This window comes from Budvicia aquatica DSM 5075 = ATCC 35567 (assembly GCF_000427805.1).
Lineage (GTDB): Bacteria > Pseudomonadota > Gammaproteobacteria > Enterobacterales > Enterobacteriaceae > Budvicia > Budvicia aquatica.
The window spans coordinates 169130-186776 of sequence record NZ_KE386588.1; the positions used below are offsets into that span (position 1 = coordinate 169130).

17 protein-coding genes are annotated in these 17647 nt (G+C 44.7%); 9 read left to right on the forward strand and 8 right to left on the reverse strand.

Annotated features, from left to right (window positions below; translation table 11 throughout):
- Positions 1 to 16: 16 nt before the first annotated feature.
- Positions 17 to 295: a YdgH/BhsA/McbA family protein gene (locus YWE_RS28645; RefSeq protein ID WP_036017082.1), complete on the reverse strand. Its 279-nt coding sequence runs from the start codon at positions 293 to 295 to the stop codon at positions 17 to 19.
- A gap of 303 nt (positions 296 to 598) precedes the next feature.
- Between YWE_RS28645 and YWE_RS0124660 the strand changes: the two genes are divergently transcribed.
- The 4 genes from YWE_RS0124660 (at position 599) to speD (ending at position 3299) form a co-directional block, all read left to right on the forward strand.
- Complete coding sequence (locus tag YWE_RS0124660; RefSeq protein ID WP_029096839.1) at positions 599 to 919, forward strand: helix-turn-helix domain-containing protein; 321 nt, start codon at positions 599 to 601, stop codon at positions 917 to 919.
- 156 nt (positions 920 to 1075) lie between these two features.
- The gene (locus YWE_RS0124665) at positions 1076 to 1435 is read left to right on the forward strand and encodes a YacC family pilotin-like protein (RefSeq protein WP_029096840.1); all 360 of its coding nucleotides are present in this window, start codon (positions 1076 to 1078) and stop codon (positions 1433 to 1435) included.
- Between the two features lie 162 nt (positions 1436 to 1597).
- Positions 1598 to 2452 carry a polyamine aminopropyltransferase gene (gene speE, locus YWE_RS0124670; RefSeq protein WP_029096841.1) on the forward strand — a complete coding sequence of 285 codons (855 nt, stop codon included), beginning with the start codon at positions 1598 to 1600 and terminating at the stop codon, positions 2450 to 2452.
- Positions 2453 to 2498: 46 nt separating this feature from the next.
- The gene (gene speD, locus YWE_RS0124675; RefSeq protein ID WP_029096842.1) at positions 2499 to 3299 is read left to right on the forward strand and encodes an adenosylmethionine decarboxylase; all 801 of its coding nucleotides are present in this window, start codon (positions 2499 to 2501) and stop codon (positions 3297 to 3299) included.
- A gap of 424 nt (positions 3300 to 3723) precedes the next feature.
- On the opposite strand, the gene tyrA is transcribed toward speD, so the two are convergent.
- Both tyrA and YWE_RS0124685 read right to left on the reverse strand, forming a co-directional pair.
- Positions 3724 to 4845: a bifunctional chorismate mutase/prephenate dehydrogenase gene (tyrA, locus tag YWE_RS0124680; RefSeq protein ID WP_029096843.1), complete on the reverse strand. Its 1122-nt coding sequence runs from the start codon at positions 4843 to 4845 to the stop codon at positions 3724 to 3726.
- A 165-nt stretch (positions 4846 to 5010) separates the two neighbouring features.
- Positions 5011 to 6078 (reverse strand): 3-deoxy-7-phosphoheptulonate synthase, encoded by a 1068-nt coding sequence (locus tag YWE_RS0124685; RefSeq protein WP_029096844.1) that lies wholly within the window; start codon positions 6076 to 6078, stop codon positions 5011 to 5013.
- Positions 6079 to 6329: 251 nt separating this feature from the next.
- Between YWE_RS0124685 and btsR the strand changes: the two genes are divergently transcribed.
- Together btsR and YWE_RS0124695 are read left to right on the forward strand one after the other, a co-directional pair.
- Entirely contained in the window at positions 6330 to 7046 is a 717-nt protein-coding gene (gene btsR, locus YWE_RS0124690) for a two-component system response regulator BtsR (RefSeq protein WP_029096845.1), read from the forward strand.
- A 68-nt stretch (positions 7047 to 7114) separates the two neighbouring features.
- Positions 7115 to 7477, forward strand: a complete 363-nt coding sequence (locus YWE_RS0124695) for a DUF2799 domain-containing protein (protein ID WP_029096846.1) — start codon at positions 7115 to 7117, stop codon at positions 7475 to 7477.
- 61 nt (positions 7478 to 7538) lie between these two features.
- On the opposite strand, the gene pspE is transcribed toward YWE_RS0124695, so the two are convergent.
- Both pspE and YWE_RS0124710 read right to left on the reverse strand, forming a co-directional pair.
- Entirely contained in the window at positions 7539 to 7856 is a 318-nt protein-coding gene (gene pspE / locus YWE_RS0124700) for a thiosulfate sulfurtransferase PspE (protein WP_029096847.1), read from the reverse strand.
- Positions 7857 to 10146: 2290 nt separating this feature from the next.
- The gene (locus YWE_RS0124710) at positions 10147 to 11406 is read right to left on the reverse strand and encodes a DUF3142 domain-containing protein (RefSeq protein ID WP_029096849.1); all 1260 of its coding nucleotides are present in this window, start codon (positions 11404 to 11406) and stop codon (positions 10147 to 10149) included.
- A 704-nt stretch (positions 11407 to 12110) separates the two neighbouring features.
- Here YWE_RS0124710 and YWE_RS0124715 point away from each other — a divergent pair.
- From YWE_RS0124715 to YWE_RS0124725, 3 genes are all read left to right on the forward strand, one after another.
- Positions 12111 to 13340 carry an MFS transporter gene (locus YWE_RS0124715; protein ID WP_029096850.1) on the forward strand — a complete coding sequence of 410 codons (1230 nt, stop codon included), beginning with the start codon at positions 12111 to 12113 and terminating at the stop codon, positions 13338 to 13340.
- 216 nt (positions 13341 to 13556) lie between these two features.
- Positions 13557 to 14147: a TetR/AcrR family transcriptional regulator gene (locus YWE_RS0124720; RefSeq protein ID WP_029096851.1), complete on the forward strand. Its 591-nt coding sequence runs from the start codon at positions 13557 to 13559 to the stop codon at positions 14145 to 14147.
- A gap of 2 nt (positions 14148 to 14149) precedes the next feature.
- Positions 14150 to 15208, forward strand: coding sequence for a DUF418 domain-containing protein (locus YWE_RS0124725; protein WP_029096852.1), 1059 nt, complete (start codon positions 14150 to 14152; stop codon positions 15206 to 15208).
- A 74-nt stretch (positions 15209 to 15282) separates the two neighbouring features.
- On the opposite strand, the gene YWE_RS0124730 is transcribed toward YWE_RS0124725, so the two are convergent.
- From YWE_RS0124730 to YWE_RS0124740, 3 genes are all read right to left on the reverse strand, one after another.
- Positions 15283 to 16413, reverse strand: coding sequence for a DUF4056 domain-containing protein (locus YWE_RS0124730; protein ID WP_029096853.1), 1131 nt, complete (start codon positions 16411 to 16413; stop codon positions 15283 to 15285).
- Between the two features lie 464 nt (positions 16414 to 16877).
- Complete coding sequence (nadS, locus tag YWE_RS0124735) at positions 16878 to 17174, reverse strand: NadS family protein (protein WP_029096854.1); 297 nt, start codon at positions 17172 to 17174, stop codon at positions 16878 to 16880.
- Positions 17175 to 17222: 48 nt separating this feature from the next.
- Positions 17223 to 17540: a type II toxin-antitoxin system RelE/ParE family toxin gene (locus YWE_RS0124740; RefSeq protein WP_029096855.1), complete on the reverse strand. Its 318-nt coding sequence runs from the start codon at positions 17538 to 17540 to the stop codon at positions 17223 to 17225.
- Positions 17541 to 17647 lie beyond the last annotated feature (107 nt).

Here is a 17647-nt window from a genome sequence, read left to right on the forward strand (position 1 = left end):
TTTACTATTTGATTGATTACTTATATATTTCTGCTGAAATACGCCAATATGGTGAGGTATCGTAAGACTTGGCACCAATGACCCGAAAGTAAGAGGCGCCCTGCTTCTCTGCCTTAGCTTTAATTGCCTCAACGGCTTCATCAAGCGTATCGGCAACCACCGTTGTACCGACTACCCCCATGCTTTCCAACTGCATCTTTTCTGCCTGCTGGGTATTTCTGATTTCAGTAATGGCGTAGGCCGTATTTATGCTCAAAGCCACTAAAAACGTGGCCAATAGGGTTGATATCTTCATATTCTTTTCCATTCTGGCTTTAGGACCAACGTTCTGATTTATCTATATCCCAGCAAGCATGGTCCGACTGAATAGCGAAGGCCAATGCTCCAGAGCTTGAAGTATAACGGCTATATCATACGCCGGATAAATTAAAGCATAGCGAACTTTATTTCCCCTCGCCCATTTTTGACTTTTAGTGCCCTGCTAATTTTGTTTTTATTGACTCTTGAACCACAAATTAATACTGTACGGTACAGTTTCAAGTAAGCAAAAAAATTAGTCCGTACGATGATAGATTTGTAACGACAGAGGATAGTAATCATGCTCCGTATTAGCATTATAAAAGAATTGGCCCATTGGATTGAAAATCACTTAGAAGAACCTCTGGATGTCAAGCGAGTCGCATCAAAATCAGGATATTCACAATGGCATCTACAACGCCTATTTAAAGATATTACCGGGGACTCCCTGGCCCTGTATATTCGTAAAAAACGCCTGCAAAATGCAGCATTTGAACTAAAACAGAGTAAAAGAACCATTGCTGAAATTGCCTATCAGTATCAGTTTGATTCTCAACAAAGTTTTACCCGCGCGTTTAAAAAAATGTTTTCACAAACGCCTTCAGATTATCGATATCATTAATGATTATCGGTTTCCAAGTGCTGTTGGTTCTCAGTTTTCAAGGGAAGACATTAAACTGAATCAATGCTGGCTGAACCATCGGCCAGACATAAAAAGATTTGTCATAATCGGCCAGTATGGTAACGTCAGCATATTGATAAATTTATTGCTGATGTAATGAAGAAAAAATCCTTTTTTAATATACCGCTATTACTGTTACCGCTTATCGGGTTTTCATCGACTTGTCAGGCTCTTACAGAATCAGAAGCAGAAGAGCTGGCCGATCTCACTGCTGTATTTCTCTATCTGAAAAAAGAGTGCGGATATAATGATCTTCCGGTACCTGAGATTAAACGGGCACTAGTCTATTTTGCTCAGCAAAACCGCTGGGATTTAAGTAATTATAATCAAATCAATATGGAAGAATTAGGTCAGTCTAGCTACAGAGACCTAAGCCTGATTCCTATTGCTAAAGACCGGAAATGTAAGGCCTTAGCCAAAGATTCATTTGGCATTATGAATTACAGCAATAAATAGGGGAATACCGGTTTGGTTTCCCTTATTTTATTTATCCCGGCCCTATCCCCCTGTCTTACATCATATTTCAGCTAATATGGCCGACTCCATTAATCGTGCATATAGGTAATGAGTTAGCTATTATATTCCGCTTACTTTTGTGCGGTATTAAGGATATCAGTCATGTCCAATAAAGAGATTTGGTTTGAAACCCTGCATAGCGGGTTCGGTCAGTTTTTCTCTATCGATAAAACCTTGTATCAGGATAAAACCGAACACCAGGATTTAATTATTTTTGAAAATGACGTCATGGGGCGCGTGATGGCCTTAGACGGCGTAATACAAACCACCGAACGCGATGAGTTTATCTACCATGAGATGATGGCTCACGTTCCAATCATTGCCCATGGCAGAGCCAAACGTGTTCTGATTATTGGCGGCGGCGACGGTGGTATGCTACGTGAAGTTTGTCAGCATCAAAGCGTTGAGCACATTACCATGGTTGAAATTGACGCTAATGTCGTAGAGTTTTGCCGTGAATATTTGCCAAACCACAGTGCCGGAGCCTATGACGATCCGCGCTTCAATCTGGTGATTGAAGACGGCGTAAACTTTGTCAGCCAAACGGATATGAAGTTTGATGTTATCATCTCCGACTGCACCGACCCTATCGGCCCCGGAGAGAGTTTATTCACCTCTGATTTCTATCAAGGCTGTGCCCGCTGTTTAAATGAAAACGGAATCTTTGTCGCGCAAAATGGCGTCTGTTTTTTACAGCAAGATGAAGCCGTTAGTAGCCATAAAAAACTGTCGAATTATTTTGAAGATACCAGCTTCTATCAGGCGGCGATTCCTACCTATTACGGTGGAATAATGACGTTTGCCTGGGCAACCCAGAATGCATTATTACGTCACTATGATTTAGCTGTTTTAAAAGAACGGTTTAATAAGTCCGGGATTAAGTGCCGTTATTATAACCCGGAGATCCATGCGGGCAGCTTCGCTCTGCCACAATATTTACAAGACGCATTATCCTGATAATAATATTTCTCGTTATAAACTATAAATAAGGCGGTGAACCAAATTGCATAAACTAAAACTACACGGCTTCAATAACTTAACCAAGAGCCTGAGTTTTTGTGTCTACGATATTTGCTATGCTAAGACAGCTCAAGACAGAGACCGATACATTGCTTATATCGATGAACAGTACAATGCTAACCGATTGACAGAAATCCTGACTGAAACCTGTTCAATTATTGGGGCTAACATATTGAATATCGCTCGTCAGGATTATGACCCTCAAGGGGCCAGCGTCACTATATTAATTAGTGAAGAACCGATGGATCCGAACCTGGTTGACCGTTCAGAAAACCCGGGCCCTTTACCTGATGCGATCGTTGCTCATTTAGATAAAAGTCATATTTGTGTCCACACTTACCCAGAAAGTCACCCGGAAAGCGGTCTTTGTACCTTTAGGGCTGATATTGAAGTGTCGACCTGTGGCGTGATTTCACCGCTTAAGGCGCTGAATTACCTCATTCACCAGCTCGAATCTGACATCGTCACGCTCGACTATCGGGTACGCGGATTTACCCGAGATATTAACGGCATAAAGCACTATATCGATCATAAAATAAATTCTATTCAAAACTTTATGACCGAAGATATAACCTCGCTTTACCATATGGTTGACGTGAATGTGTATCAGGAAAATATCTTCCACACTAAAATGATGCTCAAAGAATTCGACCTTGACCATTATCTGTTTAATGCCAAACCTGAAGATTTAGATCCGGCGGAAAGACAGCATATTACCCGCCGCCTGCGTCAAGAAATGCAAGAAATCTACTACGGTAGAAATATGCCTGAAGTACCGGCATAGCCGCATAAATTCAGGGCCACACAATGTGGCCCTGAATTTTATGACAAAGGGTTTAATTTGATTTCAGCGTAGATTTCGTCCGCATAATGAGTATCGGAATATTGATTTTTTCTAGCGGCCGAGAGACGATATTTTGAGTACTCGGGGCCTCGGACCTAGAATCCCCAGAGCGCTCCGGCTGCTCACGCAGCTACGACCCCAACGGACAAAGCCGTAGGGAACGGCGTTGAACAACGCGGGTTGAACAACACGGAGTGTTGGCCCAAAGGGCTGGCGACAGGAAGTAGCCAGTAAAGCTCTCCCTTCGATTGACCACTTTTAAGACCAATATTTTAATTATTGGGGTTTGTCAGCAGTCTGAGGCCACACAGCGTGGCCCTTAACAAAATCAGATAACCGAAATCTCTCTATTCAACGTTTTATTTTACTGCCGGCTATCATTTGCCTGGCGTAACAACGCTTTACTTTCATTTAAGAAACGCGGCGCATAGTCACCAAACCACTGTTTAACTTTATTAAACTGTTCAATAAACTCGGCTTTGTTGCCGTTATCTAACAGGCTGACTGCCTCACCGAAACAGGTATAGTAACGCTTGATAAGGGCAATATTATCCTCAGACGACATAATAATATCCGCATAAAGCTGAGCATCCTGAGCGAACAGCCGGCCGATCATTGCCAGCTCCAGACGATAAATTGGTGACGATAACGCTAATAATTGCTCAAGCTGTACATTTTCCTGAGACAAATTTAAACCATAGGTGAAGGTCGCAAAATGACGCAGAGCCTGAATAAATGCCATATTCCGGTCGTGTTCTGCCGCACTAATCGCATGTAGCTTAGCGCCCCAAACCTGAAGTTGTTGCAGTAACCATTGATAAGACTCAGGGCTTCGACCGTCACAATATGCAATCACCTGTTTAGCGAAGCTACCGACATCCGGGCCAAACATCGGATGTAACCCCAAAACAGGGCCATGATGAACGGCCAGCATCGCCTCTAAAGGGATACCTTTAACCGACGCTAAATCAACCAAAATACAGTGTTCAGGCAGCTTAGGTAACTGACGAATAACGTGTTCTGTCACATGAATAGGAACGCTGACGATCACCATTCCGGCATCGGATAAAATAGCCTCGGCATCATCCCAGTCATTTTGCTCCAGAACGCGAACCTGATAGCCCGAAAGCTGTAGCATTCTGCTGAACAACTCTCCCATCTTGCCCTGCCCGCCGACGATAACAATCGGCCCTACTTCAGGACATAGGGTTTTAAATCCCTTATCATGCTCGCTGGTGTAAGACTCGCGCATGATGCGGCGCAGAACATCTTCAATCAGGTCAGGCGGAACGCCCAAAGCTTCAGCTTCCTTACGCCGAGAGGCTAGCATGCTCACTTCACGCTCAGGAACATAAATGGGCAAACCATGGTGGCTTTTAACCTCTCCCACTTCCGCGACCAAATCCAGTCGCTTAGCCAGCAATTTCAACAGCGCTTTATCAACGTCATCTATTTGATCGCGCAAAGCCGTTAGTTCAGCCACCATATTCCGTATGTCTCCTAAAAATAAAGCCGGATATTACCGTCTAATAAGCACTTCGTCGCCCTTAGGCGACGAAGTTTGGTAAACCAGAAATCGATAACTTAATATATCAATAAACACGCAGACTTCTATGGCTAGACCCAAAATAATTCTGCGTTGAGGCAGCGCTTATTGGCACACTAATTCCAGCGCTTTCAGTTCTTGATGTACTTTCCGCAACAGTACATCAGTCGTATCCCAACTGATACAGGCATCGGTCACTGAAACACCGTAAGCCATATCTGCCCGAGGTTGTTCAGACGACTGGCTACCTTCGTTGATATTGCTTTCCAGCATCATGCCAATAATAGACGTGTTACCTGCTTTAATTTGCTCAATCAGTGAGTTAACTACTTCGGTCTGACGACGGTAATCTTTATTTGAATTGCCGTGGCTGCAGTCGATCATCAGGGCAGCATTCAGACCGGCCTTAGCCATCTGAACTTCGCACTCTTTAACGTGCTCAGCTTCGTAGTTAGGCGTTTTACCACCGCGCAAAATAATGTGGCCGTTCGGATTACCCTGAGTTTGTAACAGGCAAACCTGACCTGACTGGTTGATACCCATAAAGCGGTGAGGCATAGATGCCGCTTTCATTGCATTAATTGCCGTACCTAAACTGCCATCGGTACCATTCTTAAAGCCTACCGGCATAGACAGGCCTGATGCCATTTCACGGTGAGTCTGTGATTCAGTAGTACGCGCGCCGATAGCCGACCAGCTAAACAGGTCACCCAAGTATTGCGGGCTATTCGGATCTAACGCTTCGGTTGCCAGCGGTAGCCCCATAGAAACTAATTTGAGCAGAAGTTGGCGGGCCAGGTGTAAACCGTGCTCCACATCAAATGAACCATCCATATGAGGATCGTTAATCAGGCCTTTCCAGCCAACCGTTGTACGCGGCTTCTCGAAGTACACGCGCATCACAATAAACAGGCGATCTTTGGTATCTTCCGCCAGTTTCTTCAGGCGTGCAGCGTATTCCAACGCGGCTTCAGGATCGTGGATAGAACAAGGGCCACAAACGACCAGCAGGCGATTATCTCTACCGTGTAAAATATCAGAAATTGTCTGGCGGGCTGCGGAGATGCTAGCTTCATCATTTAAACTCAATGGATACTTTGCTTTAAGCTCTTCCGGCGTGACTAAAATTTGCTCTGCGCTAATGTTGACGTTATTCAATTTATCTTTCTGCATGTTCATTTTTTATTCCTTAAACCATCGAGCTTAACGATGATAAAACACCCAAATATGGAAGAGATTAAGACCACGAGAATAAGTGTAAACTTTTAACTCCATTGATGTAAACATATTTTTACTATTAAATATTTTTCACTTAAAAACCGGCCTTATGCCCCGCTATTTTCCCCTCTGTTTTAGATCGCTAAATATGGTCATTCGCAGTTAAAGCTGCCCATGTTAAACTACACCAAATTGGTGGAGGGAACATGCTTAGAGCGATCATTGTTGATGATGAACAACCGGCCAGAGAAGAGCTGGCTGAACTTCTCAGGGAAATAGAAGATCTGACCATTGTCGGCGAGTGCAGTAACGCTTTAGAAGCTATTCAAGATATCCATCGGCTTCAGCCCGATGTTGTCTTCTTAGACATTCAAATGCCCAGGATCAGCGGATTAGAAATGACGGCCATGCTCGATCCGGTCAAGATGCCCTACATCGTTTTTACTACCGCCTATGACGAATATGCCATCAAAGCGTTTGAACAGCATGCTTTTGACTATTTACTAAAACCTATCGATTACCAACGACTATTAAAAACAATCGAGAGATTAAAAAGCAGTAAAGGTGTAAACAATAATATACACGATGTAATGAACATTCCGTTAAAGCACATTCCCTGTTATGGTCATAACCGTATTTTTTTACTGCGCCTGGACGAAGTAGAATACCTTAGTTCAGAGCTCAGCGGTGTACATGTTATCGGTATAAAACAAAGTGGCTATACCCAACTAACGCTAAAGATGCTGGAAGAAAAAACGCCATATACCCGCTGCCATCGCCAATATTTGGTTAATCTGGATCAGGTAAATGAAATTCAGCTGATGGATAACGGATCGGCTGAAGTCATCACCCGAACAGGGAAACGCATTCCGGTCAGCCGTCGCTACTTAAAGCCCTTAAAAGAGCAGTTAGGTATCACCTGAACCGATAAAATTAATAATGAGCCTTTGCCTGCTGGCAGAATGTCATACTAACCGACAGAGACTGAGTGATGAAATACGCCCTTGTTTTGACATTAGCACTGATTCTTACCGCCTGTTCATCCTCAAGCAGTCATCAGGTTGAAAATACCGATAGCGCCGTTCCTCAGTCTAAATGGTTTGATATTGGGTATAACGAAGCGCTGGGTGGTAACGGCGTTAAAGAAAACACCACGCTGGCTGAATGGTATGGTGAGGCTGAGATCAATCGCAGTGCTTATTTACAGGGATATGCCAAAGGACAGCAAGACTTTTGCCTGCCTGACAACATTACGGCTTTCGCCAATTCAGGAAAAGATTTTCCGGCCAGTTGCAACAGCGTAGCTGATTCAGCCCAGTTAAAACACCAATGGCAGCAGGTGATGGATAAATAGCCGCAAGGGTGGCACTGTTGCCGATATTGTGCCATCCCAGCTCTTCGGCCTTGATACTGCCCTATTTGGCATTCAATCGCTCTTTAACCCGATCAATACCGCCCTCGTTCAACACATTGGTATAACCCATATCGAGTAAAACCTGTTTAGCAATTCCTGACTGACGGCCTGAATTACAGTAAAGATGTAGCGTATCGTCTTTGTTCTTAACCTGATGACCAACATCTTCTTTTAGCTGCTTTAATGGAATATTTATCGCACCATCAATGTGCTCGGTCTGATATTGCTCCGGAATGCGCACGTCGATCCAATATTCAGCCGCTAAGGCTGAAGCGGAACCAAGCAATAGAGTGATAGCGACTAAACATGTTCTGAACATAATCATCCTTTCTTTAATGCGTAGCCTGTCGGCCGTTGCCTTGTAAAACAGTACCATATGATAAATAACTCTTGAGGAAAAAAATGTGATCGCAAAACGTAAATAGCGGTCTCATCACGATCACACTTTTTTAATATAGCTCAGGTATTAGCCACTCACCTTAAATTCAGGCTCCGGACATTGATAACCAAACTGAGGCGCCCAATCAAAGCTGGCACCATTTTTAATATAGCGTTGATATAGCTTTAGCCCGCCCTTACGATCTCGGTGAATAATCCAGCTACTCGCTTTACACAATACCGCCGCATAGGCTTGGCTTTTGGTCGGCAGAAGATCGGCTGACTTCACCGCTAAATCAGCCGCCTTCCAGCGGTAGTGAAGATAATTATTATTGGTTTTCGGCAATACTGATTTAGCTCTGGCGGCTTCAGCCGGATTAATCCAGGTTTTGATTTTTATCGGGCGGCTATCAGGCTCAATACCGTTAACCCGCTCTTTCTCATCCCGTAACCAATTATTGCTGCGTTGATAGCGAGTATCAAAAGCATCACCAACATATGAATAATCTGCACCGTAAATCGCATAATCCGGCGTCATCTCATAGCTGATTAATTCTATTCCCTTCTCGCGTAATAACAGCGCAGCCTGATAGTAGGCTTGAGCACGAGTTAACTTATCGACTTTGATGTCATTAGCAACCTTGAGGTTATCAATATACTGCTTGGCCAATTGCTGATGGTTTGCAAACTGAAAATAAGCCAGTGCTTCATCATAGCGCCCTGCCCGCATCAAGCGACGGGCCAGCACTTCACGTAGTTCTACGTCTGATGCAAACCCTATACCGTAGTAATAGTCGTTTCCGGCATCGCTGTTAATCAACTCAGCAACGGCAGGNACATTTTTATCAACAAACCCTTTTAGCTCATCAAGAGTTAATACTCGCTCAGCGATATCCATGACATCTGCGCGGTAAACATCTTTACCCCGATAAAATAAATCCATGGCTTGCAGATAATCGCCACGATTAAGGGCCAGAATTCCCTGTTCTCCGGCAACCCGACAGCCGGGTAGTAAATTACTCTGGGGAATCATCTCGCGATCTTCAGCGGATTCGCCCCAAAATTCATCGGATGGAAATCCTTCGGCTGCTTTAGCATAAGCCGCAGTTGCCGTTTTTTCATCGCCATTACGTAATGCCATTTTTGCCCGCAGCCACCAGCTCAGCGCGCTGTCACCGGAGTTTTTCAGCAGTGCCGCCGCCATATCATAGTCACCGGAACGATATGCCAGCGCAGCCAGACGATCGCTCCCCTTAAATCCGGTCGTTGCCGATGAGTTAATTAAGGCCAGCATTTTAGCGACAATTTTGGGCTTCTCACTTTCACGCTCATAGCCAAGCCAGTTCCAGTTATTGGTAAACAGCTGGATTGTCATCAGCTGTTGCACCAGTGGATCTTTAATAGCCTCTACTACCAGCCGTTCATTTTGTGGATTCATCAAGGTGCTGGAAATATAACGCAATGACCGGCTCCCGGTGTTATCCCCCTGCGCCGCCTGCTGCGCGTAAAGGTGAGTCGCAGTAACCATATCACCTAACCAGATATGGATTCGCGCCTGCTGACCAAGGCTGCTGAGCGACAATAACGTTTCATCAGCTTCGCCATTTTTAACCCGGTCTATCACATTCTGAAATGCCACCAATGCAAGTTTGAGCTGGGCGTCATCAGGTCGAGGCGGTATCGAACGGCCGGTTTCATCTTCCGTTTCACTGGAGTAATCCCCCATCAAAGCCCGGCCTAAAGAGTATTGAGCGTCCAGCCCATAAAGCTGCCGCTCACTTTCCGGTAGGGCCAGCACCTGAGAGAAATAATCAACTGCCTTTGGGTCCATCAGCTTAAAAGCCACCGCACCGAGCGTATATAGCCGTTGCTCCGGATCTAATCCTGCACTCAACGCCTCAGCCTGTTCAATGCTATGGCTAGCCCGCATCTGGTCGATAATATCTGATTGGCGAAGCTGTTCAGCGCTCATGCGAGATCTGAACTCTTCCATCGATATGGCCTTTACCTCTTTCCAGCGCGGAAGTTTATTATCAATATCGACCAGCTTGCCGGCTTCAAACGAGAAATTGCCCTCAGGCATATACAACAGCGTACTATTACGATCGACCAGCAGGCGGTTAATAAAATCCGGGCCACAGGCGTTCACAGGAACGGATACCGCCAGCGATGTTGCCATCAGCAGGCTTAAACACGATAGCGATTTGCGGGGAAATTTTATCGTGAGTCGTTCAGGGATTAACATGAATATCTCCTTGAATAAGGGAAGTGCAGCGGGCCCATCCCAGAGCCTGACTTTGGCCTGCCCGTAATTGCTGAGAATGCATACGGACAAAGCTCAACCGTTGGCCATTTGAATTTATTTGATTACCAGAGTTTACCTGATAGTGACCAACCCCATCGGCAATCTGGCACTTACCCTCAGGTAAGACTATTTCTTCCGGCAGAACGCCGTCGATCTGGCCGGTATTACGTAATATCAGGTTATATAATGAATTGTTCTGACCGGCCTCGGCAGGTTGGGCCTGCACTTCTACCGTCCATTCAGAAACCAGAGGTTGCTGAAGAATAACCGCTTTCAGCGTCGACATTGACCATGCCCGCCGATCGTTCTCTAACGGCAGGCGAAACCAAATCAAACCATTCAAATTAGGCAAATGCCGCTGCCGAAGCTGAGATAAAAAAGCAGCCATAGCCTGAGGTTCAACCGATAACTCTTGCATCTGACCGGCAACACGCACCGACGTTTCACTCTCAACTATGGGTTTTTGGTCTTGATACCCTGCCAGCCCCATACCATAGGCGGGTAAGGCAACAAAGAAGGGTTTGGGAGCCAACTGGCTATAACGCGCTATCCAGCCTGATGCCAGTTTTGCATCAAACAGCCCTTGCTGTGGTGAAAGAACCGCATGTACCTGTAGTACAGAGGTATCTGTCTGCTGTAACAGTGCGGGCAAATCGGGGGATTCGATCCATGACGGCAGCACAGTAAGGCTCAACTGCTGCTCTGCCGGTAGCTTCATGCGCAGCTGCTTTAGAAACTGTTGATAAATGGCCAGCTTTGAACTGGCTGAGTCGTAGTCAATCTCAATACCGGCAACGGTTAATCCAGCCTGCTGCCATTGGTGTAGCTGATTAAACAGATTTTCATACACTAACGATGAGTCGATAGACGGTAGCTGGCCATCAATACGAACCACCAGCCAGACCGGTCGCCCATCCTGTTGCAACAGTCTAGTATCGACGGCGATCTTACGGATTCCTTCACCATGATTGAGCTGTACAGCCAGAATACGCAGGCCGGAAAATAGCTCGTGACTCTGTTGAAGAGCCTCACGGTGCTGAGGCGTCCACACTCTCTGCCAAATATAGGCTTGATGCTGCCATGAAGTCACATTGACCGACGGTTGAGGATTTTGATCTTTAACGTGACCAAGAAGCATGCCGAAAAGAAATGCCATCACCCCAAGAATAACAAATACACGATTCATATCAGCCAGCTCAATCCTCGCAAAATGAATGCCATACAGACTGTATACCCAAAATAATTCGAGTTGCCTGTAGGCGACAAGCCCAAGAGTCGCCAGAAACATAGCTGACTATGTGACTGGTGCGAGTGGGCACAGTCAACACCCAAGCAACTTGAAGTATGACAGGTATATAAGATACATCACCCCAATAGGCCAATCCATATGAATAAATCACACGGGATTAATAAGGCTAATAGGCGCAATGCTTTAGAGCATTTACGGAGTGATGGACATATCAAATATAAAAATATAGCCTTAACAACGGAGAAATATAGAATCCAGCCTGTGAGGAAAAAAGGAACAGATTAAATATAACAGTACAATTCATAATGATAATATGCCCGTTGAGGCAAAGAATATAAAAAACAAAAAAATATATAAAAATCAATATGCTAATAAAAGTTAGCTGACTGGCGACCATTCATTCAATATTATTTAAAAATCAAAGGGTAATTCTCAAATTAAAATCACCAATACTCGGGCTTTGACTCCTGTCACATATATTTTTAGCGAAAATCATTATTTTCATCAACTATATTGAACAACCATAAATGTGTCTTAAAAATAAAGAGCATAACGACCATTTAACCAACAGTACTTAATTTAACCAAGCGCGAAAAATTAATCATACTCCAATAAAATAGCCTCCTTATAAGGAAAACTCTATGAATAATGACAATAAAAACCCTCTGATTCCCTATTGGATAAAGATGGTGACCATCTTTTTCCTCGGGTGGGTGGCTATTTATGCTGGCCGGACGGTGCTTAATCCAATCATGCCAATGATTCAGACCGAATTTGGCTTATCAAAAACAGAGCTGGGTATGATCAGTAGCCTGTTCTTTCTTGCCTATACCACGCTACAAATCCCGGCAGGCATTTTAGGCGATAAAATTGGCCGTAAAAAAATCATGGTGCAGGGCTTCTTCCTGTTTGCTATTTTTATTGCCTCGATCAGTATTTCATCGTCGTTTATTCTGTTTATCATTCTGTGGATGTTAACCGGTGCTTCTCAAGGCGCCTACTACGGCCCACAATATGCACTTTCTTCTGAAGCCATTCCTAAAAAATGGATTACGTTAGGCAGCGCAATTATCGGTAGCGGAATGTCATTTGGTATTGCTCTGGGTTATAACCTGTCGAGCACCATGGTTCAGACCTATAACACCTCATGGAAAATGCCGTTCCTGGCCATCGCCATCCCAATCTTTATTATCGCCATGATGATGCTGATCTTTATTAAAGAAAAAGCACCGGCTACTGATGAAGCAGCAAGCAAAGCGGCAGCAGCACCCGCCGAGAAGTTCAGCTTCTGGGATCTGTTTAAAAACCGCAATCTGGTTTTAGCCTACATTACCATTTTCTGTTCTATCTACGGGTTCTTCGTAATTATCACTTGGCTGCCTTACTACCTGCAGCAAGAACGCGGAATGGATATTGTTCACGCGGCCGGAATTGCCTCTATCGTACCTTGGATTTCTGTTATCGGTACACTGCTGTGCAGCTACGCTTCTGACAAGATGGGCAGAAGAAAGCCGGTTGTTCTGTTTATGATGCCTTTATCATTAGTCGCTATCTTCGGTATTGTTTACTCAACGACTGAAGTTATGCTTATCGTGGTATTAATCCTGTATGGTTTTATCGGCAAAATCAGCCTGAATCCGGTATTGGTGGCACTGGTCGCAGATAATGCGCCTAAAGCATCACTGAGTACGGCATTCGGCCTGTATAACTTCTTTGGTATGGCCTCATCGATTGTGGCACCGATCATGACCGGATTCTTAGCGGATAAAACAGGTAGCCTGAATACCGGCTTCTACTGTGCAGCGGTGATTACCGTTATCGGTATTGTCGCAATGCTGTTTGTTACAGAGAAACCGAAGCAGCTAGCCTGATAGATTTCTCATCACCGTTTGGCACCAGACATTTCTACATAAGGTGCCAAACGGCCATGGTTGTTTTTCCTATCAAAAGTCATTTCTAAGCACTAAATAAAGCTGCCAGACCGATAATCACCCCTTCTTCACTAAGTCCGGTTACCCATTTCCTTATTGACAATTATTTTTTCTCGCCCAAAATGAACGAACGTTCGTTTTTTGCTGGGGTATTATATGAGTCAAGGAAAAGGGACGCAGGGCAGGCGCCGTGAATTAATCGTGCTATCAGCGCTTCACTGTTTTACCCGACACGGCTTTCACCAAACCAGCATGCGGCACATTGCCACTGAGGCAAAGGTCAGTTTAGGTAACCTCTATAATTACTTTACCGGTAAAGGGGAGATCATTAAGGAAATTGCCGGATTAGAGAGCCAAGAACAAAGCGTATTAATTTCTACCTTGGAACAACAACAACCTTTAGCGGCAATTCAGAAATTTGCGGCAATCTATCTGGAGCAGTTAAGCCAGCCAGACAGAATAAAACTGACGGTTGAAATTATCGCAGAGTGTACTCGGGATCCTGAAATTGCCCTGATTTTTGCTGACAATCAGCGGACTATTACCTCAGCGTTAACCACAACTATCACCCGGGGTATTCAATCCGGGGATATCCGTCAAGATATTCAATCAGAAATATTAGCCGAACTAATAATCGATGGAATAGAAGGTTTCGCTATGAGGAAATCACTGTTTAGCGATACTTCAACCACAGGCCATGGGTTGATTCAGTTGCTACTCACCTTGCTGAAAAATACTGAAAAATAATCATGACCCGTAATAAACAAAAGCGCATTTATGGATTAGACCTCGCCCGTTGTATCGCGCTGCTAGGCATGGTATTGGTCAATTTTCGTCTGGCTATGGTAGAAAGCAGCGATCGCACATCAGGCTGGCTGTTTAGCATAATAACCGCACTGGAAGGGAAGGCATCGGCTCTGTTTGTTATACTAGCCGGCATTGGCTTGGGAATATCGACAACAGATATCGACTGGTCAGCAGCACAAAAAAAGATATTTCCACGCGCCATTCTTTTATTCCTCATTGGCATGCTAAACGTAGCAATATTCCCGGCCGATATAATCCACTATTATGCCGCGTATTTTTTATTAGGCGCATTATGCCTAAAGCTGCCTTCCCCCCTACTCTTGCTGTTAATACCCCTACTCTCTCTCACGTCGGTATTTTTAATTGATACATTCAACTTTAATACTGGCTGGAATTGGCAAACGTTAACCTATAGCGACTTTTGGACGTTTCACGGATTTATGCGTAATCTGTGGTTTAATGGCTTTCACCCGGTACTGCCGTGGCTCGCTTTTCTGATATTCGGCATTTATCTCAGCCGGTTATCACTCAATACAAAACGGGTTCAGCGCTGTTTGTTATATATTGGTTTGTCCGCGGGGCTATTATCAGTACTGCTATCATCTCAGCTTACTCCATACCTAAATAACCATTCATTAGGCTGGATATTTGCGACCTCCCCCGTTCCACCGACACCATTCTATTTAATAGCCGCCGGTGGTTTTGCCACAGCCACGATTGGTTTGTGCCTTCTTCTCTACCAAAACTTCCCTCATGTAAGAGCCATTAACTGGTTAATTCCCGCCGGGCGCCAGACATTAACCTTATATATTTTTCATATTATTTTAGCTATGGGCACCCTTGAATATCTCGGGTGGCTATACGGACAATCGCTATCGAGAGCCGTATTGACTGCGTTAATTTATTTTTTCAGCGCAGTGGTATTCGCGAATATCTGGGCGAAATACTTTCGCTACGGTTTATTAGAAAGTGTGCTGGCAGGCGTATCTAAACGTATCTAGTCCAGCTTAATCTTTCGAGTAACGTGAAGCCTATCCTCTAAGCCCCTACAGCGACTTAACCTATGGTGAATATATTAATTTCGCTTGTTTTGTAGCAGTTGCTTGGCATCCTGCCGTTCTGCATATTGAGCCAGACGGCTGAAGTCTTTAGCCGTGTAGTAACTTTTAGGCACCGGTAAATTTTCCATCAGTTTACCGGGCCTCATTTGTAATTCAGCAATATCCGCCAGCCTGACGTCAGCAAACCGGGTTGGCAGTGCCAGACTAGCTGCTGGCATATTCTCACCCGGTACCATCATCGGCTTACGCGCATTTCCGGTTTCATAGTCACGTAATAACAGCAGAAACTTTTGCGGTAAATAGCGCTTGCTGTCCCACCACGTACCATCGACATAGTCAAACTGCAGGCGAGTCTCAGTCTGGTTTACTGCCCCCAACTGATGCAGTACCTGTGGTAATGCTGCCATCATCGAAAGGTTGTATTGATCCAATGAAGTTGCCCGCCCGCTTAATATCAGCGTGGCACTTAATTTTGCGCCAATCATATTGGAGTAGAGGTCCTCTGGAGAAAATGCCGATACCTGTTCTGAAAAACCAAATACGGATTGATAACCATACCACTGGGCTATTTCATGCCACACTGCCATTTGATAGGCTAATCGGGCAGCCAAGAAAGTGGCTAAAATATAGCGCTGCTGCTCTGATTTTGGCGGAGTAAAAGCCCTGAACTGTATACGCCTAGAGGCTAACTCTGTCCCCAACTCCAACTGCCACTCCTCACCTAATCGAGGCCAGATTTGGCTAAACAGAAATAGCGTATTATCAGCCGTATCTCTGATATGGGCGATATCAATAAACCCGGCGCGCCGTGTATACAGCAAACCCAGATTTTCACTGCTCATTCCCATCAGATTAGTAATTCCGCTCAGTTCGCTATTGTTATAAACGTGTGCGCCAAGCTGATCGGCATCAATCACATTTTCAGCATGATAAAAAGGAACCGGAACACCTAACAATTCAGCCTTGAGATCATAGCCAAAAGCACAGCACGGTCGCAGCCCGTCGGGTTGAGATAATGGGGCGGGAATCGGCCATATATGGGAGATTTTATCGGGAATCTCGGCGCTCAGATCGGATATTTGGGCCTGTTGGTCACCTTGGCAGCCGGTAAGTAGTAGTACGATTAATATGCCAAGACCACGCATAGAGAAGTGCCTTTTTAGAAAACAGCAGCGGTAGATATTATCATTTCATCAAGTCAAAAACGGATACCTACCCATAAGGAATACTCAGAGCATAGCGCATATCTGGCGTAATGCATGAGCCAAGTGATTGATTAGATGGGTTCAGCATAATAGAAAGTCAGGAGAGGTTTAAACGTTAGAATTCCACTCTCTCCTCATCGAGAAAAAATCAGCCGTAGGCGTACAACATTATGCTGACTTAATTGTTTTTAATCGCACGGTTACTACCTTCGATAGACGCCTTGGGCAATAAAACCAGCGCATGGCTTGGAAAAATTGTAGGTAAAGCATATGCAGGTTCATTAAAAATGTCAGGTGCTGTCGCTGCCGGAGTAGTAACCAGATTGCTTTGTGGATACTTCGGTCTAGGTTAAATGCTATCGCTTAAATATCTAGTGCGCCTACAGAACAGGCGCACTCATTGTTTATGCAACTTTAATTTGATTAATGATAAAGGGGTTAGCCTGCAATAAGATAAGTAGTTTACGCGCGGCCCCCGTAGGCTGGCGACGCTTAGTTTCCCAGCTTTTCACAAGATCATAACTGACGCCAACAGCGACGGCAAAATCCTGCTGTTTTAACCCGGTTGCCTCGCGTATCGCCTTAACGTCAATCTCGCTAAAAGTATGAACATGCTCCGGCTTCGGCGTCTGTTCGCCCTTTTCAATTCTTACCATCTCTTCTGCACTAGCCAGCAGATCGGCAAATAGTTCGTCTTTCATACTCTTTCTCAGCCCTCTGGCCTGGGAGTTACTCCCAAGATAACGCAACTAATTCAGTATATCCGACAGTTGCCTCAATAATTTTTTCTGTTCCTCAGTCAAATTATCCTGCTCATTCTTTGGATATACCAAAGCAAGGTAGATACGTCCATTACTTGTTACATTATAGTATATAACCCGCACACCACCGCGCTTACCCATACCCGAACGGCTCCAGCGTACTTTGCGAAATCCACCGGTACCTGCGATGGTGTCACCGATGTCAGGATCATTAATCAGCGTTTCCTGAAATTCCCGGTATTCATCATCAGGTAATAATTCCCGCCGCCGTTTACTGAAACCTTGCAGTTCAATAAAAGTGAACATCATACTCCCTGATTAATTATTGTCCTTACACAGTAGAATAAATGTACTCCGTACATATTTCAAGTCACTTACATGTACGGAGTACACTATTTATTACCTTAACTTGT